Consider the following 23,290-nt stretch of genomic DNA (forward strand, 5'->3'; position numbering starts at 1 on the left):
CAGGGAGAAAAGGGGATGAGTCTCGTCATCCCCCACTTCGTCAGCCAATTCGTTAGCCAGCGCATGCACGCGCTGGAAGTCGGCGTCATTCCGGATCGGTCGCAACAGAGCCTGGCTCTGAAGCGTTGTCCAGGCATCGGAAAGCCCGGGCATATCGCGCGATCGATCTGATTGGGTCATTTTTATCGGTTTCTCTTCGTCCAGCTATTGTACTCAGCGTGGGCTCCGACGAATCGGACGAATGCTCGCTGAGTATTGTAGTGGATATGTAAAACTACTCGATATTCATTGCCGCCGACATTAAATACCGTGTACTTCGGGGGACATAATCGGCAGTGGCAAACGTTTTCTTTAGTTCGTTCAAATCGGTGGCTGCACAAGATTTGAAGACTTTATACCAGGCTTGCAGCACACGCTGGGATTCGGGATGTTTAGACCAGAACTGGGTCAGGGCAGTTTCCGCTGTGAGTCGCATATCTTCTTTCACGGGTTAACGCATGTTTATACATAGGCTCTCCGAAGAAACAATATCAATAAAGATATTAAATAAGATGTTGCGCTAAGGGCAACGATGTACAAGGACTCTACGACGCAAGTCCATTATATACGCGTTTCGCGAAGTTCGCAAGATGCGAATACTTGAGACAGGGCGACCGCCAGACAGCGGCCGTTTACGAAAAAAAGCCGCCAGGGCTTTCACCCTGGCGGCTTTTTCACGGGCCGAAGCCTATGCGATTACTGTGCGGCTGGCGCTTCAACACCTTCGGCAGCTTTCATCGACAGCTTCAGACGGCCGCGGTCGTCGGTCTCGAGGACCTTGACGCGAACCTGCTGGCCTTCTTTCAGGTAGTCGGCAACCGCGTTCACACGCTCGTTGGCGATCTGCGAGATGTGCAGCAGGCCGTCCTTGCCTGGCATGACCTGGACGATCGCGCCGAAGTCCAGCAGCTTCAGTACCACGCCGTCGTAGGTCTTGCCTACTTCGACCGATGCGGTCAGTTCTTCGATGCGGCGCTTGGCTTCCTGGCCGGCAGCTGCATCCACCGAAGCGATGGTCACAACGCCTTCGTCGCTGATGTCGATCTGGGTGCCGGTCTCTTCGGTCAGCGCGCGGATGACTGCGCCGCCCTTGCCGATCACGTCACGGATCTTCTCTGGATTGATCTTGATGGTGATCAGGCGTGGTGCGAAGTCCGACAGTTCGGTCTTCACGTGCGGCATTGCCTTCTGCATTTCACCCAGGATGTGCTGGCGGCCTTCCTTGGCTTGCGCCAGTGCCACTTGCATGATTTCCTTGGTGATGCCCATGATCTTGATGTCCATCTGCAGCGCGGTAATGCCGTTGGCAGTACCAGCAACCTTGAAGTCCATGTCGCCCAGGTGGTCTTCGTCGCCCAGGATGTCCGACAGAACTGCGAACTTGCCGCCTTCCTTGATCAGGCCCATCGCGATGCCGGCGACGTGCGCCTTCATCGGAACGCCGGCGTCCATCAGTGCCAGGCAGCCGCCGCAGACCGAAGCCATCGACGACGAACCGTTCGATTCGGTGATTTCCGAAACGAGGCGCACCGAGTAGCTGAACTCTTCAGGCGATGGCAGCGCTGCAACCAGTGCACGCTTGGCCAGGCGGCCGTGGCCGATTTCGCGGCGCTTCGGGGTGCCTACACGGCCGGTTTCGCCGGTGGCGAACGGAGGCATGTTGTAGTGCATCATGAAGTCGTCGGTGTACTCGCCCATCAGCGCGTCGATCTTCTGGCTGTCGCGTGCGGTGCCGAGGGTGGCAACCACCAGCGCCTGGGTTTCGCCGCGGGTGAACAGCGCCGAACCGTGGGTGCGTGGCAGCACGCTGGTGCGGATCGCGATCGGACGCACGGTGCGGGTGTCGCGGCCGTCGATGCGTGGCTCGCCGTTCAGGATTTGCGAACGCACGACCTTGGCTTCGATGTCGAACAGGACGTTGCCTACGTCGACGTTGTCGGCTGCAGGTACACCGCTCGCTTCAGCGTCAGCCTTCAGTGCCGCGTAAACGTCGGCGAAAGTGGACTTCAACATCGCGGTACGGGCGACTTTGTCCTTGATCTGGTAGGTCTCGTTGATCTTGGCGTCAGCCAGATCTTTCACGCGGGCGATCAGCGCTTCGTTCTTCGCTGGCGGCGCCCATTCGACTTCCGGCTTGCCGCCGTCGCGTACCAGGTCGTGGATCGCGTCGATGACAGCTTTCATCTGGTCGTGGCCGTAGACAACCGCGCCCAGCATGATTTCTTCGGACAGCTGCTTGGCTTCGGATTCGACCATCAGCACTGCGGTTTCGGTACCGGCGACAACCAGGTCCATTTCCGAGGTCTTCAGCTGGGTGGTGGTCGGGTTCAGGATGTACTGGCCGTTGGCGTAGCCGACGCGCGCTGCGCCGACCGGGCCGTTGAACGGCACGCCGGAAACGGACAGGGCTGCGGAGGCGCCGATCATGGCGGCGATGTCAGGGTCGATCTCGGGATTGACGGACAGGACATGGATGATGACCTGGACTTCGTTCAGGTAGCCTTCCGGGAACAGCGGGCGGATCGGACGATCGATCAGGCGCGAGGTCAGGGTTTCTTTTTCGGATGGACGGCCTTCGCGTTTGAAGAAGCCGCCTGGGATTTTACCGGCTGCGTAAGTTTTCTCGACGTAGTCGACGGTCAGCGGGAAGAAGTCCTGGCCTGGCTTGGCATCCTTGCGCGCGACAACGGTTGCCAGCACGACCGTGTCTTCGATCGACACCAGTACGGCTCCGGACGCTTGACGGGCGATTTCGCCGGTTTCCAGGGTGACGGTGTGTTGGCCGTACTGGAAGGTTTTGGTAACTTTATTGAACTGTAACATGGGTATTTCCCTTTCTATTTGCCGACAGATTTTCAGGAGCTGTCGTTCACCTCACCACAGACGGCCTGGACGGCCGCCTTTACTGCTGATTACTGCGGAAAACTGTTTTTTACTACCCTGCAAATGAAAAATGCCTGCGGCAGCGAACTGACGCAGGCATTTCCCTTAAATCGTATGCCGCAAAAATTATTTGCGCAGACCGAGCTTGGCGATCAGGTCGCGGTAGCGGCCCAGATCCTTCGACTTCAGGTAGGACAGCAGGCTCTTACGACGGTTGACCATCATGATCAGGCCGCGGCGGGAGTGGTGGTCCTTCTGGTGAGCCTTGAAGTGGCCGTTCAGTTCGTTGATGCGTGCGGTCAGCAGTGCAACCTGAACTTCCGGGGAGCCGGTGTCGTTTTGGCCACGTGCGTTATCCGCGATGATCGCGGCTTTGTTGATGTTTTCTACGGACATGATGTTACCTTTCACATGCGGTGCAAGAGTCGGAACCCAGCGCACCGTGAACTACGATTGATAAAGCTGACCAAACGGCCAGACCCGCGAGTATATGTCAAAACGGTTCGTGCGGCCAGTGTTCAATGCGATTGAGTGGCGCATCATGGGCATATTCCCGGCCAGAGGAGTGGCTTTTATGCTAAAAATTATCAGATTACTCATGATTTTCGGCGCCATCGCGCTGGCCGGCTGCGCCGCGATGATGCGTACACCGCCAGCGATTGGCGACACGGTGGACGTGGTCCAGGCCAAATTCGGGCAGCCGACGGCAGTCTACCCGACTGCGGATGGCCGGGTGCTGGAGTACGCAATCGGTCCGATGGGCCAGTACACCTGGATGGCAACGATCGGCCCGGATGGGCGCATGACGACGTTCGAACAGGTGCTGACTGGCGAAAAATTCGCCACACTCAAGATCGGCAAGGCCACACACGGCGACGTGCTGTGCGCTATCGGCCGGCCGGCGGAGATGTCCTACCTGTCACTGCCCGACCTGGAGGTATGGTCCTACCGCTACAAGGAAGCCGGCGTGTGGAACTCGATGATGCACGTGCACTTCGACCGCAATGGCGTGCTGAAGATGATGCAGAGCGGACCCGACCCGATGTACGAGGAACGCAGGTTCTTCATGGACTAGGAAGGGACAGCATGCAGCACGGGATCAAGCCGAAGCTGACCACGTGCCCGGCCGGCGAACAGCCTGCCACCGCGCAGGACTGGGACGCGAAGCTGCCTTGAGCGCCGCGCGCGCGGCCTCGTAGCCTGCCAGGATTGCGCCTTCCTGTTCATCTTTGGCCGATATCCCCGGCCCACGAACAGCTGGCGCAATCAAAACGTCGGCTTCCGCCATTTCATGCTTCGCCACCAGGCAGCTCTGTGCATGCATGACGCGGTGAATGACCGAAGGCGCGGCAAGCCCCTCGGAACGGGGGCCATGGCAGAAAATGTCCACTGCTATGACGTAGTCGGCTCCCATCGCCCGCGCGAACCGCACAGGCACCAGGCTCGTTATACCGCCGTCGACAAGGTGCCCCTTCTTGTATGGCACCGGCACAGTGACGCCCGGAACCGCCGCCGATGCCTGGATCGCACTTCCCGCCGAACCCGTATCGAGCAGGACGGCCTGCGCTGTTTCCAGGTCGGTCGCCACGGCGCCAAAGCGCAGCGGGAATTTCTCGATCGGGACGCTGGAGGTTACCGTATCCACCCAGTTGGCCAGGCTTTTGCCGCGCATGATACCGCCCGCACTGACCGTCAAGTCCACCAGCGACGACAACTTGACGTCGCGCGCGGCGGATTCGATCCGCGCCGGCGCCATGCCGCTGGCGTACGCGGCGCCGACGACAGCGCCGGCCGATGTGCCGACGACGATGTCGGGCTTGATGCCCGCCTCCTCCAATGCGCGCAGCACGCCGATATGCGCAAAGCCGCGCAGGCCTCCCCCACCCAGCACCAGCGCAACAGTCTGGCGCGCTGGCCCATGGGACGCGACCGGAGCCGCGTGCCGCACTTCGGAGATAAGGCGTGGCGACAGTCCGTATGGTTCGGTCGCCCGGGTGCTGGCGCATCCCGCGATCACCGCTGCGGCGAGGCCCGCGCCGACCGTCAGGACGTACCGGGTGTTAAATGGTTTCATGATGCCCTTCCAATTTCATTACCGGGATTCGGCCAGCGCCACCGCATCGGCGCCCGCCGCAAATCGAAGCCGACCCGTCGTATCGTTAGCGGCACGCCACACACCCCCTGCCACGTCGGACTCGGTCGTAACGGCGGTCGGCTGAGCGAACGACGCGAACACGCGCTGCGCGTACGAGGCGTACGCCTCAGGGATCAACCCATCCATGCGCGAGCCCGTATTGTTCGTGAAGCTCGTGCTCGGGCCGTAGCCAGGTTCGACCAGTTTGACGCTGACGCCAAAGGGCTCAAGTTCGAGTGCTAGCGATTCCGTGAACCCTTCGATGGCCGTCTTGCTGGCGGTGTAGGCGGCAACCATCGGCATGGGGGCCAGCGTGGCGCTCGAGGTCACGTTCACCACCACGCCGGACCTGCGCGTCCGGAATAGCGGCAGGACTGCCTGCGTCATCGCCATCGCGCCGAAGGTGTTGGTCTCGAATATCTCGCGCACCGTGGCCATCGGCGTGGCTTCGAACGCGCCGAACAGGCCGATGCCAGCGTTGTTGACGAGTACGTCGATTGGTCCGCTCTGCGCGAGGGCAGCCGCGATGCTGTCCGGCTTCGTGACGTCGAGCGCGAGCACACGCAGGCGTTCCGAGCGCGGCAACAGGTCTTCGCGCGGCGTGCGCATGGTGGCAATGACATTCCATCCTTGCGAGTGGAAGTGGCGCGCGGTTTCAAGGCCATAGCCGGAAGAGCAGCCTGTGATCAGTACGGTTTTCATGGTGATTTCCCTGGTGGTGGTTGACGATGGATGTAACAATAGCGGTCGCCAGTCGAACTCACTACAATGGAAAGTCCGAATTTCATTTGCAATCGTCCAGCCATGAGCGATCCACTCTCGCAGGTTATTGCACTGCTCCAGCCACGCACGGTGTTCGCGAAGTCGATCAGCGGCGCCGGCCGCTGGGGTGTGCGCTACTCAGAATATGGCCAGCCGAGTTTCTGCGCGGTGCTCGAGGGCAGCTGCCGCCTCGCCGTCGACGGCGAAGAAGCCCTCACGCTCGAAGCAGGCGACTTCGTGCTCCTGCCGGCGACGCCGGGATTTACCATGTCCGGCTTCGAGCCGGTGGCGCCGGAGCACATTCATCCGAAGCTGGCTCCCGCCCCAACCGGCGAAGTCCGCCACGGCACGCGCGGCGGGCCGCCCGACGTACGCCTGCTGGGCGGTTACTTCGTCTTCGACTCGCCGGATGCGGCCTTGCTTGTATCGCTGCTGCCGGCGCTGGTGCATGTGCGCGGCACGGAAAGGCTTTCGGTGCTGGTGCGTCTCGTCGCCGAGGAATCGGCCGAGCAGCGGGCTGGCCGCGAGCTGGTGCTCACGCGCCTTGTGGAAGTGCTGTTGATTGAAGCGTTGCGGGCAACGGCGGATAAGGACGCGCCGCCCGGGTTGCTGCGTGGACTGGGCGATGAACGGCTGGCGGTGGCGATGCGGCAGATGCATACCGACCCGGCGCACCCTTGGACGATGGCGCAGCTTGCGAAGAAGGCCGCGCTTTCGCGCTCGGCGTTCTTCGATCGGTTCACGCGCGCGGTCGGCATGCCGCCGATGGAATACCTGCTTGCCTGGCGCATGGCGCTGGCGAAGGACCTGCTCCGCCGCCATGACGTCGGGCTGGCCGAGGTGGCCGAACGGGTGGGCTACGGTTCGGCGAGCACGTTCAGCACCGCCTTCAGCCGGCACGTGGGCCAGCCGCCGAGCCGCTATGCCCGTCAACCCGGGCGGGGTGGCGGGCAAGAGCTACTGGCCGGTGCTACAGCTGCGGATTGACCTTCTCGATCTTCGAGTACAGCTTGTTCAGGCCCGAAAGATAGGCTTTCGCGGACGCCACCACGATATCAGGGTCAGACCCCACGCCGTTGACGATTCGTCCGGAACGCGACAGGCGCATCGTCACTTCGCCCTGCGACTGGGTGCCGCCGCTGATCGCGTTAATCGTGAACAGCACCAGCTCGGCGCCGCTCGCGGCTTTCTTTTCAATCGCGTTGACCATCGCATCGACCGGGCCATCGCCCTCGCCTTCGCAGCTGTACTGTTTGCCGCCCATGGTGAACACGACCTTCGCACTCGGCGTCGATCCGGTTTCCGAACGCTGGGCCAGCGACACGAAACGGTAATGCTCGTTCTCGTGCGAATGCTCTTCATCCGATACCAGCGCCATGATGTCCTCGTCGAAGATCTCGGACTTACGGTCGGCCAGCTCCTTGAAGCGCGCGAATGCGGCGTTGACGTCGTCCTCGGAGGCGAGGTCGATGCCCAGTTCCTGCAGGCGCTGCTTGAAGGCGTTGCGGCCCGAAAGCTTGCCGAGGACGATCTTGGTGGCTGCCCAGCCCACGTCTTCGGCGCGCATGATCTCGTAGGTCTCGCGCGCCTTGAGCATGCCGTCCTGGTGGATGCCGGAGGCGTGCGCGAACGCGTTGGCGCCGACCACCGCCTTGTTCGGCTGCACCGCGAAGCCGGTGATCTGCGACACCATCTTCGACGCCGCCACGATCTGCGTGGTGTCGATGCCCAGTTCCAGCTTGAAGAAGTCGGAGCGGGTACGCACCGCCATCACCACTTCTTCCAGCGCGGTATTACCGGCGCGTTCGCCTAGGCCGTTGATGGTGCATTCGATCTGGCGCGCACCGCCGATGGTCACGCCGGCCAGCGAGTTGGCGACCGCGAGGCCAAGGTCGTTGTGGCAGTGGACCGACCAGATGGCCTTGTCCGAATTGGGGATGCGCTCGCGCAGGCGGCGGATGGTTTCGCCGAAGACTTCCGGCACCGCGTAGCCGACGGTGTCGGGGAAGTTGATGGTGGTCGCGCCTTCGGCGATGACGCCTTCCAGCACGCGGCACAGGAAGTCCTCTTCCGAGCGGCTGCCGTCTTCCGGGCTGAACTCGATGTCGTCGGTGTGCTGGCGCGCATAGCGGATCGCGGCCCTGGCCTGTTCGTACACCTGCTCAGGCTCCATGCGCAGCTTCATTTGCATGTGCAGCGGCGAGGTGGCGATGAAGGTATGGATGCGCTTGCGCGGCGCCGGCAGCAGCGCTTCGGCGGCGCGGGCGATGTCGCGCTCGTTGGCGCGCGACAGCGAGCAGACGGTGGAGTCCTTGATGACGCTGGCGATGGCGCGGATCGCTTCGAAGTCGCCGGGAGACGCGGCGGCGAAGCCGGCTTCGATCACGTCGACGCGCAGGCGTTCGAGCTGGCGCGCGATGCGGACTTTCTCGTCCCGGGTCATCGATGCGCCCGGCGATTGCTCGCCGTCGCGCAGGGTGGTGTCAAAAATGATGAGGCGGTTCGAGTTCGTCATGGGGGGCTCCAGATAATGAATGAAACGAGCAGGCGCCCCACCACCGACAAACGTCGAAGGTCAGCGGCGCTCGCTCTGATCGACCGGTTCGTCGGCGGTCTGCACAATGCTCACAGGCTTGCCCTTCGCGAGGCGCCAGAAATACACCGCATAACCCGACAAACCATACAAAACAAAAATAGGCCACAGCACCTTCGGCGGGTCGATCGAGACCAGCGCCAGCGCGAGGGCAATCAGGAACACGACGATGAACGGCACCGATTTACGGAAGTTCACGTCCTTGAAGCTGTAGTACGGCACGTTGGTCACCATCGTCAGGCCGGCGAACAGCGTGATGGCGAACGACAGCCACGGCATCTGGAATCCGCTGATCTCGAGGTCCGTCATCATCAGCACGAAACCGGCGACGATGGCGGCGGCGGCGGGGCTTGGCATGCCTTGGAAGAAGCGCTTGTCGACCACTTCGATGTTGGTGTTGAAGCGCGCCAGGCGCAGCGCGGCGCCGGCGCAGTAGACGAAGGCGGCGATCCAGCCAAGTTTGCCGAGGCCGCGCAGCGACCATTCGTAGACCACCAGCGCAGGCGCGGCGCCGAACGAGACCATGTCGGACAGGCTGTCGTACTGGGCGCCGAATTCGGATTGGGTGTTGGTCAGGCGCGCGATGCGGCCATCGAGGCTGTCGAGCACCATGGCGATGAAGATGGCCCACGCGGCGTAATCGAAACGCTGGTTCATCGCCATGACGATCGCGTAGAAACCGCAGAACAGCGCCGCCGTGGTGAAGGCGTTGGGCAGCAGGTAGATCCCGCGCGAGCGCACCGGCTGGCCGCTGGCGTCAAATTTCTGGCGGCGGCGGAAACGTGGCAGTTTCGCGGCCTTGACGCTCGGGGTTCCGGGTTTTCTGCGGCGTGGGAAGGTGGGCATGGTTTTCCGTTTCAAGTGATTTTTGTCGCTCGTGCGGCCGCGCCCGTGTGGGACGCGGCTGTGCCCGGGTTGGCCGGGCCACACTTATTATAGTGGCCGGGCCCGCATCTTAGCGAACAGAGACTCTTACTTGAACTTCACCTTTCCTACGAGACGCATTTGCAGCGTGGTTTCGCCCGGCTCGAAGCTGGGCTCGGGTACCTGGGCGGTATCGGCAGCCATCCGCGACTTCATCATGGGCGCGGCGGCCATTTCGGCGCGCTGGCCATCGGCATAGTTGCCGGAACCTTCGAAGTCGACCGTGTCGAGCACCGCGTCGGACGGGCTGCGGCCCATCGCGCCGGCGATCGAGACGATGCGTTCGTTCAGGTTTTTATAGGTGACGGCGATGCGCTGGTCGTCCAGCTTTTTGGTCGTGGCCGGCGACAGGCCGAAATTCAGGCCGTTCAGGCCCAGCAGCTTCTGGGCGGCGGCCGTGGTTTTCGGCAGGCCGGCCAGGTTGCTTGTCTTTACTTCGAGGTACTGCCCTACGCGCCAGCCGATCGGCTTGGGCTGCTGGCGTGGCATGGTGCCGTCCGGCAATGGACGCACATCAGGATAGATCGGGTAGGTGTAGTAACCGAAGGTTTTCAGTTTGGCCTGCGGGTCTTCCTTGCGGATGATCGCGGTGCCGTCTTTCATTTTCTGGTTGACGCGCGATGCCGCGGCGGTCTTGTCCTTGTCCTGCTCTTCGATCATGAAGTGGGCAGTGGCCTCGTCGTTCGGGTGGGTGACTTCGCCGAAGGCGGGGACGATGACCATGGTTCCTGCGGTCGACTGGGCGTTGGCCTGGGCGGCGACTGCGAGGGTGGCAAGGACGGCGATGGTTTTGAGCGACATTGTTTTTCTCCAAGGGTTGATTGGGCGGCAGGAGCCGCGTTGTGTCAACGATACAATCAAATCAAATTTTGCTGGGGGATGGTAATGAAAAGTTGCAAATTGGTTTGATTGGGGCCTTGAAGGAAACACGTATTGGCGGAAACCCGTAGGGCGGATAAGCGCATGGCGCGCATCCGCGTGCATGCGTCAACGGGACGCGAACACGGCGGATGCGCTTCGCTTTAGGAGTATCCGCTTGCAAGCGGATACCGTTTCGCACGCGAATCGCATGCGATTCGAAACCCGTGCTCCACCGCTTCGCGCTTATCCGCCCTACGGTGATGCCGCTTAGTTCTTCGACTGATCCACCAGCTTGTTCTTGGCGATCCACGGCATCATCGCGCGCAGCTTGCCGCCGACCTGTTCGATCGGGTGTTCGGCAGTCAGGCGGCGGCGCGAGATCAGGGTCGGTGCACCGGCCTTGTTCTCGAGGATGAAGCTCTTCGCGTATTCACCGGTCTGGATGTCCTTCAGGCACTGGCGCATCGCTTCCTTGGTCTGCTCGGTGACGATGCGCGGACCGGTGACGTACTCGCCGTATTCCGCGTTGTTCGAGATCGAGTAGTTCATGTTGGCGATGCCGCCTTCGTAGATCAGGTCGACGATCAGCTTCAGCTCGTGCAGGCATTCGAAGTACGCCATTTCCGGCGCATAGCCAGCTTCGGTCAGCGTTTCGAAACCAGCCTTGATCAGTTCGACCGCACCGCCGCACAGGACTGCCTGCTCGCCGAACAGGTCGGTTTCGGTCTCTTCGCGGAAGTTGGTTTCGATGATGCCGGCGCGGCCGCCGCCGTTCGCCATCGCATACGACAGGGCGATGTCGCGCGCCGAGCCGGACTTGTCCTGGTAGACGGCGATCAGGTGCGGTACGCCGCCGCCATTGGCGTAGGTGCCGCGCACGGTGTGGCCTGGCGCCTTCGGTGCGACCATGATGACGTCGAGGTCGGCGCGCGGCACGACCTGGCCGTAGTGGACGTTAAAGCCGTGTGCGAAGGCCAGTACCGCGCCCTGCTTCGCGTTCGGCGCGACGTTTTCGTTGTAGACCTGGGCGATGCTTTCGTCCGGCAGCAGGATCATGATGATGTCGGCAGCCTTGATCGCGTCGTTCACTTCAGCGACCTTCAGGCCGGCCTGCTCGACCTTGTTCCAGGAGGCGCCGCCCTTGCGCAGGCCAACGGTGACGTTGACGCCGGAGTCGTTCAGGTTTTGCGCGTGCGCGTGACCTTGCGAGCCGTAGCCGATGATGGCAACGTTCTTGCCTTTGACGAGGGAGAGGTCACAGTCTTTGTCGTAGAAAACGTTCATTTTGATGTCCTATATTCTTTAGTGTGGGGTGTCTGGATTACTTAAACTTTGAGGATGCGTTCGCCGCGGCCGATGCCCGACCCGCCGGTACGCACGGTCTCGAGGATCGACAGGCGGTCGATCGAGTCGATGAAGGCGTCGAGCTTGCCCTTGTTGCCGGTCAGTTCGATCGTGTAGGTTTTTTCGGTCACGTCGATGATGCGGCCGCGGAAGATGTCCGCCGTCCGCTTCATTTCTTCGCGTTCCTTGCCTACCGCGCGCACCTTGATCAGCATGAGCTCGCGCTCGATGTGCTGGCCTTCGGTCAGGTCGACCACCTTCACCACTTCGATCAGGCGGTTCAGGTGCTTGGTGATCTGCTCGATGATGTCGTCCGAGCCGCTGGTGACGATGGTCATGCGCGACAGGGTGGCGTCTTCAGTTGGCGCGACGGTCAGCGTTTCGATGTTGTAGCCGCGCGCGGAGAACAGGCCGACCACGCGCGACAGCGCACCCGCTTCGTTCTCAAGCAGTACAGAGATAATGTGGCGCATTTACAGGTCCTCCGATCCGAGCAGCATTTCGGACAGGCCCTTGCCCGCCTTGACCATCGGCCAGACGTTCTCGGCCTGGTCGGTGATGAAGTTCATGAAGACGAGGCGGTCCTTCATGCCGAACGCCTCGCGCAGGGCGCCGTCGACGTCGCCCGGTTTCTCGATCTTCATGCCGACGTGGCCGAACGATTCGGCCAGCTTGGAGAAGTCCGGCAGCGAATCCATGTACGACTCGGAATAGCGCGAGCCGTAGTCGATCTGCTGCCACTGGCGCACCATGCCGAGGAAGCGGTTGTTGAGCAGGATGATCTTCGGCGTCAGGTGGTACTGCTTGCAGGTGGCAAGCTCCTGGATGCACATCTGGATCGAACCTTCGCCGGTGATGCAGGCCACCGTGGAGCCGGGATTGGCCATCTGCACGCCCATGGCGTACGGCAGGCCCACGCCCATCGTGCCCAGGCCACCGGAATTGATCCAGCGGCGCGGCTTGTCGAACGGGTAGTACTGCGCGGCCCACATCTGGTGCTGGCCGACGTCGGAGGTGATGAAGGCGTCGCCCTTGGTCACTTCCCACACTTTTTCGACCACCGACTGCGGTTTGATCAGGATGTCGGAGTCCTGGTATTTCAGGCATTCGCGGCCGCGCCATTCGCCGATCTGCTTCCACCAGTCCTTGATGGCCGGATTCGGCCTGGCGTCGGTGGCGTCGAGCTGCGACAGCAGTTCGACCAGCACTTCCTTGACGTTGCCGACGATCGGGATGTCGACCTTGACGCGCTTCGAGATCGACGAAGGGTCGATGTCGATGTGGATGATCTTGCGCGGGTTGGAGGCGAAGTGCTTCGGATTGCCGATCACGCGGTCGTCGAAGCGCGCGCCGATCGCGATCAGCACGTCGCAGTGCTGCATCGCCATGTTGGCTTCGTAGGTGCCGTGCATGCCGGGCATGCCGACGTAGTTCTCGCTCGAGGCGCGGTAGCCGCCCAGACCCATCAGCGTGTTAGTGCACGGGAAGCCGAGGCGGTCGACCATGCGGTTCAGCTCGGACGCTGCGTTCGCCAGGATCACGCCGCCGCCGGTGTAGATCATCGGGCGTTCGGCCTGCAGCAGCATCTGGACGGCCTTGCGGATCTGGCCCGCGTGACCCTTGTCGATTGGCTTGTACGAGCGCATTTCGATCTCTTTCGGATACTCGAAATGGCACTTGTGCATGCTGATGTCTTTGGGGATGTCGACCAGCACCGGGCCGGGACGGCCGGTACGGGCAATGAAGAAGGCTTTCTTCATCGTGGCCGCGAGGTCCTTGACATCCTTGACCAGGAAGTTGTGCTTGACCACCGGGCGCGTGATGCCGACCGTGTCGCACTCCTGGAAGGCGTCCTGGCCGATCGCATGGCTCGGCACCTGGCCGGAGATGACGACCATCGGGATCGAGTCCATATAGGCGGTCGACAGGCCGGTGACGGCATTGGTGACGCCCGGGCCGGAGGTGACGATGGCGACGCCGACAGTATTGGAACTGCGCGAATAGGCGTCGGCAGCGTGGACGGCCGCTTGTTCATGGCGGACCAGTACGTGCTGGAATTTGTCTTGCTGGAAGATGGCGTCGTAGATGTAGAGGACGGCTCCGCCGGGATAACCGAAAACGTGCTTGACGCCTTCTTCGGCCAGGCAGCGCACTACAATCTCAGCGCCCGTGATGGGAGCTGCTGCTTCGTTACTCATGGTACATTCCTTTCAAAACCCATTGGGAGGTGATCGGATGCTCGTTCCTAACGAAGTACGCTTCGCGCGGCAGTGCTCAGGCTTCCCTTCTTTCTGCGGTCGCTCTGATCCTTCACGTACCCATAGATACGTTACGAACCAGCGCTAAACGCAACTCGTTTGGCGTGAGTTTCTGCAGCGGTTGTGCGCACCTCTCACGCTTGTGGCGCGGGTTGGAGCAAACTGCCTACATATGAAAGCGCGTCAAGCCGCCGATGGCTTTTTGTGCCGGTCGCGGGTGACTTTGGGCTTCGGGATTGCAAAGCGCCGTATAACCTTACTGCGTTGCACCATTTTGGTCAAGATAAATAACAGCGTTTTTCGGGCCTTTGGGGCCGTACACTCGTAAATATCGGGCAAGAAGGCCCAATATTTGCTAGCATGCGTCAGTTTTTCGATCAGGCATTACCGGACGACGGCCGTCCGCCCTTCCCCCCTCTTGCATGGCAACCGATAAAGAACTTTCCGATTTTCTGGCGCATGTAGAGCGGCGCGCGTTCAAGCAGGCCGTGTATGCGGTCCGCAAGGATGAGTCCGCTTTCGACATCGTGCAGGACGCGATGATCAAGCTTGCCGAAAAATACGGGGACAAGCCGGTGGCCGAACTGCCGATGCTGTTCCAGCGCATTTTGCAGAACACCATCCTCGACTACTTCCGCCGCGAGAAGGTCCGCAACACCTGGATCAGCCTGTTTTCCGGCCTCGGCAAGCGCGATGGCGAGGATGACGACTTTGATATACTCGACGCCTACGAATCGGAAGAGGGATCGCAAGCCGCGGAGTCGAGCGCGGACCAGGTCGAACGCATGCAGACCTTGCGCCTGATCGAGGCCGAAGTACAAAAACTCCCCGCGCGTCAACGCGAAGCCTTCCTCATGCGTTACTGGCAAGACATGGACGTGGCTGAAACGGCCGAGGCGATGGGGTGTTCAGAGGGTAGCGTCAAGACCCACTGTTCGCGGGCCACGCACACGCTGGCGGCGTCGCTGAAAGCCAAGGGACTTAAATTATGAATACCGACGACCTGAATTTCGCGTACAAGGTGCGCCACGCCTTGAACGAGCATCTCGACCACCTGCCCGACGCCACCGTCGACCGCCTGGCGCAAGCGCGCAAGGCCGCGATGGCGCGCAAGAAGCCGCACGCCGCGCCTCTGCGCGTGGCCCAGCGCGCGGTGGCAGGCAACGCCGCGTCCCTGTTCTCCTTCGAATGGCTGGGCCGCATGGGCGTCGCCGTGCCGCTGATGGTCATGATCGCCGGCCTGGCCGGCATCTACCAGTATCAGGAAGAACAGCGCATCGCCGAACTGGCTGAACTCGACGCCGGCGTGCTGTCGGACGAACTGCCGCTGACCGCCTACCTCGACCAGGGCTTCAACGCCTACGTCGACCAGCGCACCGAATGAGCATGAGCGGCAAGTTCGCGGCGTGCCTGCGGCGCGCGGGTATCGCGTTTGGCGTACTGGCTGTCGCTGCGGCGCAGCACGCGCTGGCGCAGCCGGCCGCCGCCCCGAATGGCGCGGCCAAGGGTCCCGCTGCCGGCACGCACTCCCCCGCCGTCACCACCAAGCCGCGCTGGTCCAACCTCACCGACGCCCAGCGCACCGCGCTGCAGCCGCTGGCGGCCGAATGGGACACGATGGATGCGGCACGCAAGCAGAAATGGCTGGAAATCGCCAGCCGCTTCTCGGCCATGCAGCCGCCCGAGCAGCAGCGCATGCACGAGCGCATGCGCGCATGGCTCAAGCTGACGCCGGAACAGCGCCGCCAGGCCCGCGAGAACTACGCGAAGGTCAAGAAAATCGACAAAGGCCAGCGCAGCGCCAAGTGGGAGCAGTACCAGCAACTACCTGAAGAACAGAAAAAGCAGCTGGCAGACGAAGCGGCGCGCAAGCGCAGGGCTGCAGGCGCCGCCAATACCAGTCCTACTGCCGATCCGCGCAAGCCGGCCGGCACCGCCCCTGCCGCGCCGCTGCCTGCGGCAACCTCGCCGGTTCCTCCGGCCATCCCTGCGACAGTGCCAGCCGCGCCGGCACCGGGTACAATGCCGCCACCTTTCACCGCCCCGGCCACGCCTGTCCCGCCAGTTACAAATGCAAAATAGCAAGCCAATCGTCGAAACCCCCACCCTGAAACACCGCTTTATCTGCCTGATCTATGACGTGCTGCTGCTGACGGCCGTGGTCATGCTGGCCTTGTTCGTGTTCTTGTTCGCGACCCAGAAGCTGCAGGGCGGGCACGTGCAGGAATATGGCCGCCAGGCGATGCTGTTCCTCGCCACCGGCGCCTATTTCATTCATTCGTGGACCGGCAGCGGGCACACGCTGGCGATGAAAACCTGGCGCATCAAGCTGGTCAAACTTGGCCACGCGACCGTGCCGTTCAAGACCGCGCTGCTGCGCTACGTGCTGGCCTGGGGCTGGGTATTCCCGGCGCTGGTGGTGTGCTACGTCTTCGGGCTGACGAGCAAAGGCCAGGTCAGCGCCGCCATCGCGGTCAATGTCGTGTTGTGGGGGATGACCGCACTGCTCGACCGCAACCGCCAGTTCCTGCATGACCGGCTTGCGGGTACGCGGCTGGTGCAGCTGCCGAAACCGGTCAAGGCGCCCAAGGCAAAAGTTCCTGCCTGAGGAAGCGCCCGCCGGCGCCTTCCTGCCGCCCCTCTCCCGCATCCGCGGGCATCCATCCGCTACGCACGCTAGCTTGACAAGCGGCTTTTCGCCACATAATATGACGATCATCATATTTTTATTGGAACGGCGATGCAAGCGTCAGGCAAATCGACCAAAGGCGAACTTTCCCGCGAGCGCATCCTCAGTGCCGCATCGCGCGCCGTGCGCCGTGCCGGGCACAGCGGCGCCAGCGTGGCCGAGGTCATGAAGGAGGCGGGGCTGACCCACGGCGGTTTCTACGCCCACTTCACTTCCCGCGACGAGATGGTGGCCGGCGCAATCGCTTTCGCTGGCGCGCAGAGCAATGACAGCCTCTTGCAGAGCATGGCGGCGCTGCAAAAGAAGGGGGCGTCACCGTTCCGTTCGCTCATCGATGCCTACTTGTCGCCAGCGCACATGGCGGCGGTTGAGACCGGATGCGTCGTGGCCGCGCTCGGCTCCGAAATGCCACGCCAGCCGGACCTTATCCGACAGGCGGCGCGTGAACGGGTGGTGGCGCTGATCCGCATGGTCGAGTCGGTGCTGCCGGCCGGCGCCGACAAATCCGCCGCTCCCCACATTGCCAGCGCCATGGCTGGCGCCTTGCAAATGGCGCGCATCCTCGGTGGAGACGAGGGCAGCAAGCTGCTCGACCTGAACCGCGCTGCACTGGCCGCAAGTTATCCCTAGCACGTTCGTGAACCGCCCGCGAATGCCGTCGTCCGGACGGCTTTTCCAGGCCTATAAATATGATTAACATCATATTTTAACCATCGGAGGAACCATCGCATGAAACTTCAAGACGCAACCATCCTGGTAACCGGCGCAAACCGCGGCCTTGGCCTTGCCTTCGCCCGCGCTGCACTCGAACGCGGCGCGCGCAAGGTCTATGCCGCCGCGCGCAATCCCGAACAAGTCACGCTGGCCGGTGTCGAGCCTCTGCGGCTTGACGTGCTGGACGAAGAAAGCGTCGCCGAGGCGGCGCGGCGCTGCGGCGACGTCACCCTGGTGATCAACAATGCCGGCATCGCCCACGTGGACAGCTTGCTCGGCGACGGCGGCGAGGCGTCCTTGCGCAAGCATATGGAAACCAACTTCTTCGGCATGCTGCGCGTGAGCCGGCACTTTGCGCCCGTCCTCGGCAAAAACGGCGGCGGCGCGCTGCTTAACGTGCTATCGATCGCAAGCTTCATCAACGCGCCGATCCTCAGCACCTACTCCATCTCCAAGACGGCCGCATGGGGCCTCACCAACGCGCTGCGCAATGAGCTCAATCCGCAAGGCACCCAGGTACTCGGACTGCACGTGGGCTTCATCGATACCGACCTCACGGAAGGCTTCGACATGCCCAAGATGCCGCCGGCGCTGGTCGCAGCGCGCGCCTTCGACGCACTTGAAGCCGGCGCCAGCGAAGTGATGGCCGATGAAGCATCGCAGATGGTGAAGGCGAACCTGTCGGCGGCCGCAGCACCCTACCTCGGCCAAGGCGGCCACTGAACTCGGAGAACATCATGAGCACCCAGAGCACCCTTACAATCGCGGCAGGCACCGAGGCGCCTGCTTCGCCCTGGCCTACCTTCTGGATCGCCAGCATCGCCGTCCTGCTGGTATCGATCGATACCACGGTGCTGTATGCCGGCTTCGGCGCGCTGCGACAGGCATTTGCCGGCAGCACGGCTGCCGATTTGTCGTGGGTGCTCAACGCCTACACCGTCACCTATGCCGCGATGCTGATCCCTGCGGGCGGCCTGGCTGACGTGCATGGGCGCAAGCGCATCTTCCTGGCGGGCGCCGTCATTTTCCTTGCCGGCTCCGCGGCCTGCGGAGCCGCCGGCTCGGTCGGGTTCCTGATCGCGGCGCGCGTGGTGCAGGCGGTCGGGGCAGCCTTGCTGACGCCTGCTTCGCTGTCGCTGATCCTGGACGCTTTTCCGGTGCATAAGCGCGCCGTCGCGGTCAGCCTGTGGGGTGCGGTGGGCGGCGTGGCGGCGGCCATCGGACCCAGCCTCGGTTCGTTGATCATCGACACGATGGGCTGGCAGTGGGCGTTCTACATCAACCTTCCGATCGGCGCCGTGTCGCTGGTCCTCGGCGCGCTCATGCTGAAAGAATCGCGCATCCCCGGCAAGAAGCAGCATGTCGACCTGGCCGGTATCGTGCTGCTGGTCGCCAGCGTCGGCGGTGCCGCGCTCGCCGTGACGCAGTTCGAAGCGGCAGCCTGGACGCGTTCAACGGTTGGCGCGGTCGCTGCCTTCTCCGTGCTCGCGCTGCTCGCGTTCATCGCGTGGGCGTCCAAGGCGAAGCATCCCCTGGTGGACCTGAACCTGTTCCGAAACGTCACCTACAGCGCCGTCAATCTCGCCACACTGACGTTCGCGATGGCCTTTGCGATGATGTTCTTCGCCTTCTTTTCGTACATGACGGATGTCTGGCACTACAGCCTGCCGCTGGCCGGCATCGCGATCACGCCCGGGCCCTTGCTGGTGGTGCCGACAGCCATCGTGAGCGGGCGCATCGCGGCGCGCATCGGACACCGCCCGGGGCTTGTGCTCGGGTCGCTGATCTACGCAGCCAGCGGACTCTGGCTCGCGCTTGTTCCCGGCGCCACGCCCGCCTACTGGACGCAGTGGTTCCCCGCCCTCGTGCTAACCGGCATAGGCGTCGGCATGGTACTGCCCTCCCTCGCGGGCGCGGCGACGGCACGGCTGCCGCAACAGCAGTACGGCGTAGGGAGCGCAGTTAATCAGGCCGTCAGGCAGATTGGTTCCGTACTTGGCGTCGCCATTGCGGTGGCGCTGATCGGGCATGAAGGCGTCGCCAGGATAGATTTCACGACGCTATACGGGTGGCAGGCGGCACTGGCGCTGGCAACCGGAGTCTTGTGCCTGCTGGTGAACACCAGGCCGAAATTTCCATAACGCATCATTTTTGACCATATAATCAATGTTCATATGCGGCGCATCCTGCGCCTGCGCCTTTTGGAAAGAAAGACGTTGAAAAAGCTTACTACCATGCTCGCCATCCCTGCCGTTGCGATCGTCGCGGCCATGTCCGGATGCACCATCGTCGATACCGGCGAAGTCGGCCTGCGCGTCAACTTCGACAAGACCATCGAACCGGAAGAGCGCGTGGCCGGCAGCTTCAACCAGACCTTCGTCGGCAAGATACTGACCTTCCCGGTCAAGGACGTCAGCGTCGACGTGCAGAACCTCACTCCCCTCGCCGCCGACAATTCGACGATGAAGGAATTCGACATCGCCGTCATCTACAACATCGCGCCCGCTTCGGTGTCGGACCTGTACATCAACAAGAGCCGCTCGTTCCACATGGTCGACGACACGGGCGACATCTACCTGATGCACTCGTATATCTACCAGACCGCGCGCAACGCGGTGTACAAGACCGCGCGCAAGTACGAGGCGCTGAACATGAACGACAACCGCGCCCAGATCGAGCAGGAAATCCAGAACACGATGGTCGCCACGCTGAACGAGGAAAAGCTGAGCGGCATCCTCATCTCGCAGGTCCGCGTGGGCAGCATGGTGCCGAGCGACGCGGTCAAGTCCAGCGCGGACAACCTGGTGCGCGCCAAGAACGAAGAAAAGACCAAGGAAGTCGAAGTGCAGATCGCGCGCAAGGAAGCCGAGCGCATCGCGGCCCTGAACGCGAACGCAGGCGCGATCAGCTACATGCAGGCGCAGGCGCAAATGAAGATCGCCGAAGGCATCGCGGCGGGCAAAGTGCAAACGGTCGTGATTCCTTACGACTTCAAAGGCATGGTCAACGTCAGCGCGAAATAAGCCGATAGCCGCGGGGCGGATCCGAACAACTGTCCGCTCCCCGGAATCTTGAAGTATCATTAACTTCTCTCCATTCCGAGCGAGCTGCCGACCATGTCCACGCCACTGCCGATTGCCAAGAGCACCGCTTCCTCCCCGCCACTCGTCCTCGGCCTCCTGCCCAACCTGGTCAACCGCCACGGCTGCATCACCGGCGCCACCGGCACCGGCAAGACCGTGACCCTGCAGCTCATTGCGCAATCGCTGTCCGACATCGGTGTGCCGGTCTTCATGGCCGACGTCAAAGGCGACCTGTCAGGCATGGCCAAGGCGGGATCGCTGTCGGAAAAAATGGGCAAGCGGATCGAGGCGCTGGCCATCGACGAACCGAAATGGGCAGGCTGCCCGGTCACGTTCTGGGACGTGTTCGGCGAACAGGGCCATCCTGTGCGCGCCACCATCTCGGACCTCGGCCCCCTGCTCCTGGCGCGCATGCTCAACCTGAACGACACCCAGGAAGGCGTGCTGCAGCTGGTCTTCAAGATCGCCGACGACAACGGCATGCTGCTGCTCGACACGCGCGACCTGCGCACGATGCTGCAGCACGTGGGCGACAACGCGGCCCAGTTCCGCACCGAATACGGCAACATTTCGGCGGCCAGCGTCGGCACGATCCAGCGCGGCCTGATCGCCATCGAGGAGCAAGGCGGCGACAAGTTCTTCGGTGAGCCGATGCTCAACATCGATGACCTGGTCCAGACCGACTCGCGCGGCAAGGGCATCATCAACATCCTCACCGCGGACAAGCTGATGAACGCGCCGCGGCTGTACTCGGTGTTCCTGCTGTGGATGCTGTCGGAGCTGTTCGAGAACCTGCCCGAGGTGGGAGACGTGGACAAGCCGAAGCTGGTGTTCTTCTTCGACGAGGCGCACCTGCTGTTCGACGAAGCGCCCAAGGCGCTGCAGCAGAAGATTGAACAGGTGGTACGCCTGATCCGATCGAAAGGCGTGGGCGTGTTCTTCGTCACCCAGAACCCGCTCGACATCCCGGAGACGGTGCTGGGCCAGATGGGCAACCGCGTGCAGCACGCGCTGCGCGCCTACACGCCGCGCGACCAGAAGGCCGTCAAGGCCGCCGCCGAGACCTTCCGCCCCAACCCAGCCATCGATACGGCGCAGGTCATCACCGAGCTTGGCGTGGGCGAAGCGCTGGTCTCCTTCCTCGACGAGAAGGGCCGGCCCAACGTGGTGGAACGCGCCTTCATCCTGCCGCCCGCATCGCAGATCGGGCCGATCGACGCGGCCGAGCGCAAGGAGGTCATGTCGAAATCGGTGGTGGCGGGCGTGTACGACAAGCCGGTAGACAGGGAATCGGCGCACGAGATCATCACGGCGCGCGTCGCGGCAGCGGCCAGCGAAACCGCGGCAGCGGCGGAAGCTGCGGAAGCCGCCAAGCCAAAGCCGGCGCAGGAAGATTCGTCGGTTGGGGGAATGCTGGGCGGCCTGTTTGGCAGCTCCAGCAAGCGCGAGTCGCCGGTTCAGGCGCTGATGAAGTCGGCGGCGCGAAGCATCGGCTCGCAGGTCGGGCGCGAGATCATTCGCGGGGTGCTGGGGTCGATCCTGAAGAAGCGGTGATCTGCCGAGGCACCGCGGCACCTTCCAGAATCAGGACGCTTCCCGGTCGAAGTCCGCGAAGACGTCAGTGGCGTCTCGGAAGCGTCCCTCTTCAATCTCGCGTGTACCCAGCGCGAGAAGCGCCAAAAGTGCCAACGCTTGTTGCCATCGCTCGTCGGTCATATCATCCATTGCAGTGTCTTTCCAGGATCACACGCGGCAAACAACCCGTACCGGCGTTTCCTTGTAGTCCCTGAACCCCATCTTTAAGTAGAGTCCATGCGCACCCTCGTTGTTTCGCATGACATGCAGGAACGGCGTTTCGCCGCGCATCAGCTGGCGGTACACCAGCTTCGCCATCAGCTTGCGCGCATAGCCCCGCCCCTGGAAATCAGGATGCGTGCACACGCCGCTGATCTCGCGCAGCCCTTCCGCCGCCATCCGCTCGCCGGCCATCGCCACCAGGCGGCCATCCTCGAAGTAGCCGAAGTATTCGCCCAGCTCGGGCGTGCGCAGGCCGAAGGGCCCCGGCTTGGTCAGCATCGCCAGGTCGAACGCCTGCTGCGCGTGTTCGGGACCGAGCGGAATGGCGTCCAGCGCCTCTTCCGCCAGCAGCGCCGGTGCGTCCCATACCATGCGGTACATGGTCGCTTCCGCTTCGATGCGCCAGCCTTCCGGTGCGGGGCCGGTCCAGCCGTCACAGTAAAAATGTTCGCCCGGTTCGCAGAACGGCGTCAGCGCGGCGAAGTTGGGGTGTTCGACATCGGGGAAGCCGACGATCGGCGAGAAGCCGATCGCATAGCGGCGCGCGTCGCCGGTTCCACTCGAATACTTCGCATGTGGGCCGGTCAGCGAGGCCCAGAAAATGTTATCCAGCAGCTTGTTCATTTACTCGTTGGTCTCGCAAAAGCGGAATCGGTTGCCGAATGGGTCGGTGACTTCCATCGTCCGCCCCCACGGCACTTCGTGGATCGACGGCCTGGCGTAACTATAGCGTTTGGCCGTGAGTTCGGCGTGAAGTTCCGAAATGCCTTCGAGCGGCACGTAGCTGGTGGAGCCGGGCGTAGCGTCGCCGTGATGTTCGGAGAGGTGCAGCACCAGCTCGCCCCGCCTGATTTGCGCATAGAGCGGAAGTGTGTCCTCGAAGCGGTGCTCCCACTCCAGCGTGAAGCCGAGGAAGTCGAGATAGAACTCCTTGGCCTTCTGCTCCGAGAAAATGCGGATGATGGGAATCGGTGGCGATAAGTTCACTGCATCTCCTCGAAAATATTAACAATCACACAGCATACAACAGGCTCGGTGAGATGCGATCGATGCGTACCAGGTTTCAGCATCGCGCCAAAACCAGCCGTTCAACAAGTTGGTATTTCGTCTCCATTTTGTTGCGCGCCAGCATCGTTTCCTTGACATTCTCACAGCACGAATTCGCTTTTCCGAAGTAAGGAATGTCCTTTTCCCGCAGCCCGGCGTAAC

26 protein-coding genes and 1 pseudogene are annotated in these 23,290 nt (G+C 62.4%); 11 read left to right on the forward strand and 16 right to left on the reverse strand.

Features of this window, described 5'->3' with window-relative positions; all coding sequences use genetic code 11:
• The 5 genes and pseudogenes from D3872_RS26090 to rpsO all read right to left on the reverse strand — a co-directional run.
• Positions 1–180: pseudogene (locus D3872_RS26090) on the reverse strand (hypothetical protein); the annotation flags it as partial.
• Positions 181–182: 2 nt separating this feature from the next.
• Entirely contained in the window at positions 183–266 is an 84-nt protein-coding gene (locus tag D3872_RS27550; RefSeq protein ID WP_370660981.1) for a type II toxin-antitoxin system HigB family toxin, read from the reverse strand.
• An 8-nt stretch (positions 267–274) separates the two neighbouring features.
• Entirely contained in the window at positions 275–487 is a 213-nt protein-coding gene (locus tag D3872_RS20380) for a type II toxin-antitoxin system HigB family toxin (RefSeq protein WP_119812534.1), read from the reverse strand.
• A 248-nt stretch (positions 488–735) separates the two neighbouring features.
• Positions 736–2,862: a polyribonucleotide nucleotidyltransferase gene (pnp, locus tag D3872_RS20390; RefSeq protein WP_119812535.1), complete on the reverse strand. Its 2,127-nt coding sequence runs from the start codon at positions 2,860–2,862 to the stop codon at positions 736–738.
• 186 nt (positions 2,863–3,048) lie between these two features.
• Entirely contained in the window at positions 3,049–3,318 is a 270-nt protein-coding gene (gene rpsO, locus D3872_RS20395) for a 30S ribosomal protein S15 (RefSeq protein WP_119812589.1), read from the reverse strand.
• Between the two features lie 178 nt (positions 3,319–3,496).
• On the opposite strand from rpsO, the gene D3872_RS20400 reads away from it, so the two are divergent.
• Positions 3,497–3,997, forward strand: a complete 501-nt coding sequence (locus D3872_RS20400; RefSeq protein ID WP_119812536.1) for a hypothetical protein — start codon at positions 3,497–3,499, stop codon at positions 3,995–3,997.
• A 24-nt stretch (positions 3,998–4,021) separates the two neighbouring features.
• On the opposite strand, the gene D3872_RS20405 is transcribed toward D3872_RS20400, so the two are convergent.
• Both D3872_RS20405 and D3872_RS20410 read right to left on the reverse strand, forming a co-directional pair.
• Positions 4,022–4,996: a patatin-like phospholipase family protein gene (locus D3872_RS20405; RefSeq protein WP_119812537.1), complete on the reverse strand. Its 975-nt coding sequence runs from the start codon at positions 4,994–4,996 to the stop codon at positions 4,022–4,024.
• 18 nt (positions 4,997–5,014) lie between these two features.
• Positions 5,015–5,758 carry an SDR family oxidoreductase gene (locus D3872_RS20410; protein WP_182915874.1) on the reverse strand — a complete coding sequence of 248 codons (744 nt, stop codon included), beginning with the start codon at positions 5,756–5,758 and terminating at the stop codon, positions 5,015–5,017.
• Positions 5,759–5,860: 102 nt separating this feature from the next.
• On the opposite strand from D3872_RS20410, the gene D3872_RS20415 reads away from it, so the two are divergent.
• Positions 5,861–6,805, forward strand: a complete 945-nt coding sequence (locus tag D3872_RS20415; RefSeq protein WP_182915875.1) for an AraC family transcriptional regulator — start codon at positions 5,861–5,863, stop codon at positions 6,803–6,805.
• On the opposite strand, the gene D3872_RS20420 is transcribed toward D3872_RS20415, so the two are convergent.
• The 6 genes from D3872_RS20420 to D3872_RS20445 all read right to left on the reverse strand — a co-directional run bounded on the left by D3872_RS20420 (position 6,789) and on the right by D3872_RS20445 (position 13,738).
• Entirely contained in the window at positions 6,789–8,333 is a 1,545-nt protein-coding gene (locus D3872_RS20420; RefSeq protein WP_119812539.1) for a 2-isopropylmalate synthase, read from the reverse strand. The genes D3872_RS20415 and D3872_RS20420 overlap by 17 nt on opposite strands.
• A gap of 60 nt (positions 8,334–8,393) precedes the next feature.
• Complete coding sequence (gene pssA / locus D3872_RS20425) at positions 8,394–9,257, reverse strand: CDP-diacylglycerol--serine O-phosphatidyltransferase (protein ID WP_119812540.1); 864 nt, start codon at positions 9,255–9,257, stop codon at positions 8,394–8,396.
• 126 nt (positions 9,258–9,383) lie between these two features.
• On the reverse strand, positions 9,384–10,136 hold the full coding sequence (locus tag D3872_RS20430; protein WP_119812541.1) for an SIMPL domain-containing protein: 753 nt from the start codon (positions 10,134–10,136) through the stop codon (positions 9,384–9,386).
• 327 nt (positions 10,137–10,463) lie between these two features.
• A complete protein-coding gene (gene ilvC, locus D3872_RS20435; protein WP_119812542.1) occupies positions 10,464–11,480 on the reverse strand; it encodes a ketol-acid reductoisomerase in 1,017 nt (338 codons plus the stop codon).
• Positions 11,481–11,521: 41 nt separating this feature from the next.
• The gene (gene ilvN, locus D3872_RS20440; protein WP_119812543.1) at positions 11,522–12,013 is read right to left on the reverse strand and encodes an acetolactate synthase small subunit; all 492 of its coding nucleotides are present in this window, start codon (positions 12,011–12,013) and stop codon (positions 11,522–11,524) included.
• Positions 12,014–13,738 (reverse strand): acetolactate synthase 3 catalytic subunit, encoded by a 1,725-nt coding sequence (locus D3872_RS20445; RefSeq protein WP_119812544.1) that lies wholly within the window; start codon positions 13,736–13,738, stop codon positions 12,014–12,016.
• Positions 13,739–14,220: 482 nt separating this feature from the next.
• On the opposite strand from D3872_RS20445, the gene D3872_RS20450 reads away from it, so the two are divergent.
• The 9 genes from D3872_RS20450 (at position 14,221) to D3872_RS20490 (ending at position 21,838) form a co-directional block, all read left to right on the forward strand.
• On the forward strand, positions 14,221–14,790 hold the full coding sequence (locus D3872_RS20450; protein ID WP_119812545.1) for an RNA polymerase sigma factor: 570 nt from the start codon (positions 14,221–14,223) through the stop codon (positions 14,788–14,790).
• Positions 14,787–15,182, forward strand: a complete 396-nt coding sequence (locus tag D3872_RS20455) for a DUF3619 family protein (RefSeq protein WP_119812546.1) — start codon at positions 14,787–14,789, stop codon at positions 15,180–15,182. Before D3872_RS20450 ends, D3872_RS20455 begins: the two co-directional genes overlap by 4 nt.
• A gap of 2 nt (positions 15,183–15,184) precedes the next feature.
• Positions 15,185–15,880 carry a DUF3106 domain-containing protein gene (locus tag D3872_RS20460; RefSeq protein ID WP_229459445.1) on the forward strand — a complete coding sequence of 232 codons (696 nt, stop codon included), beginning with the start codon at positions 15,185–15,187 and terminating at the stop codon, positions 15,878–15,880.
• Positions 15,870–16,406: an RDD family protein gene (locus D3872_RS20465; protein ID WP_119812548.1), complete on the forward strand. Its 537-nt coding sequence runs from the start codon at positions 15,870–15,872 to the stop codon at positions 16,404–16,406. The genes D3872_RS20460 and D3872_RS20465 overlap by 11 nt, the downstream gene beginning before the upstream one ends.
• 132 nt (positions 16,407–16,538) lie before the next feature.
• Positions 16,539–17,117 (forward strand): TetR/AcrR family transcriptional regulator, encoded by a 579-nt coding sequence (locus tag D3872_RS20470; RefSeq protein ID WP_119812549.1) that lies wholly within the window; start codon positions 16,539–16,541, stop codon positions 17,115–17,117.
• Positions 17,118–17,216: 99 nt separating this feature from the next.
• A complete protein-coding gene (locus tag D3872_RS20475) occupies positions 17,217–17,924 on the forward strand; it encodes an SDR family oxidoreductase (RefSeq protein WP_119812550.1) in 708 nt (235 codons plus the stop codon).
• Between the two features lie 14 nt (positions 17,925–17,938).
• A complete protein-coding gene (locus tag D3872_RS20480) occupies positions 17,939–19,342 on the forward strand; it encodes an MFS transporter (RefSeq protein ID WP_119812551.1) in 1,404 nt (467 codons plus the stop codon).
• Between the two features lie 75 nt (positions 19,343–19,417).
• A complete protein-coding gene (locus D3872_RS20485; RefSeq protein ID WP_119812591.1) occupies positions 19,418–20,224 on the forward strand; it encodes an SPFH domain-containing protein in 807 nt (268 codons plus the stop codon).
• 93 nt (positions 20,225–20,317) lie between these two features.
• Positions 20,318–21,838, forward strand: a complete 1,521-nt coding sequence (locus D3872_RS20490) for a helicase HerA-like C-terminal domain-containing protein (protein ID WP_119812552.1) — start codon at positions 20,318–20,320, stop codon at positions 21,836–21,838.
• Positions 21,839–21,868: 30 nt separating this feature from the next.
• Here D3872_RS20490 and D3872_RS20495 read toward each other — a convergent pair whose 3' ends face one another.
• The 3 genes from D3872_RS20495 to D3872_RS20505 are packed head-to-tail and all read right to left on the reverse strand — an operon-like array spanning position 21,869 to position 23,068.
• Positions 21,869–22,009, reverse strand: a complete 141-nt coding sequence (locus tag D3872_RS20495; RefSeq protein WP_220476973.1) for a hypothetical protein — start codon at positions 22,007–22,009, stop codon at positions 21,869–21,871.
• 18 nt (positions 22,010–22,027) lie between these two features.
• Positions 22,028–22,705, reverse strand: a complete 678-nt coding sequence (locus D3872_RS20500) for a GNAT family N-acetyltransferase (RefSeq protein WP_119812553.1) — start codon at positions 22,703–22,705, stop codon at positions 22,028–22,030.
• Positions 22,706–23,068: a glyoxalase superfamily protein gene (locus D3872_RS20505; protein ID WP_119812554.1), complete on the reverse strand. Its 363-nt coding sequence runs from the start codon at positions 23,066–23,068 to the stop codon at positions 22,706–22,708.
• Between the last annotated feature and the right edge of the window lie 222 nt (positions 23,069–23,290).

Origin of the sequence: Massilia cavernae (assembly GCF_003590855.1) — a bacterium.
GTDB lineage: Bacteria > Pseudomonadota > Gammaproteobacteria > Burkholderiales > Burkholderiaceae_D > Telluria_A > Telluria_A cavernae.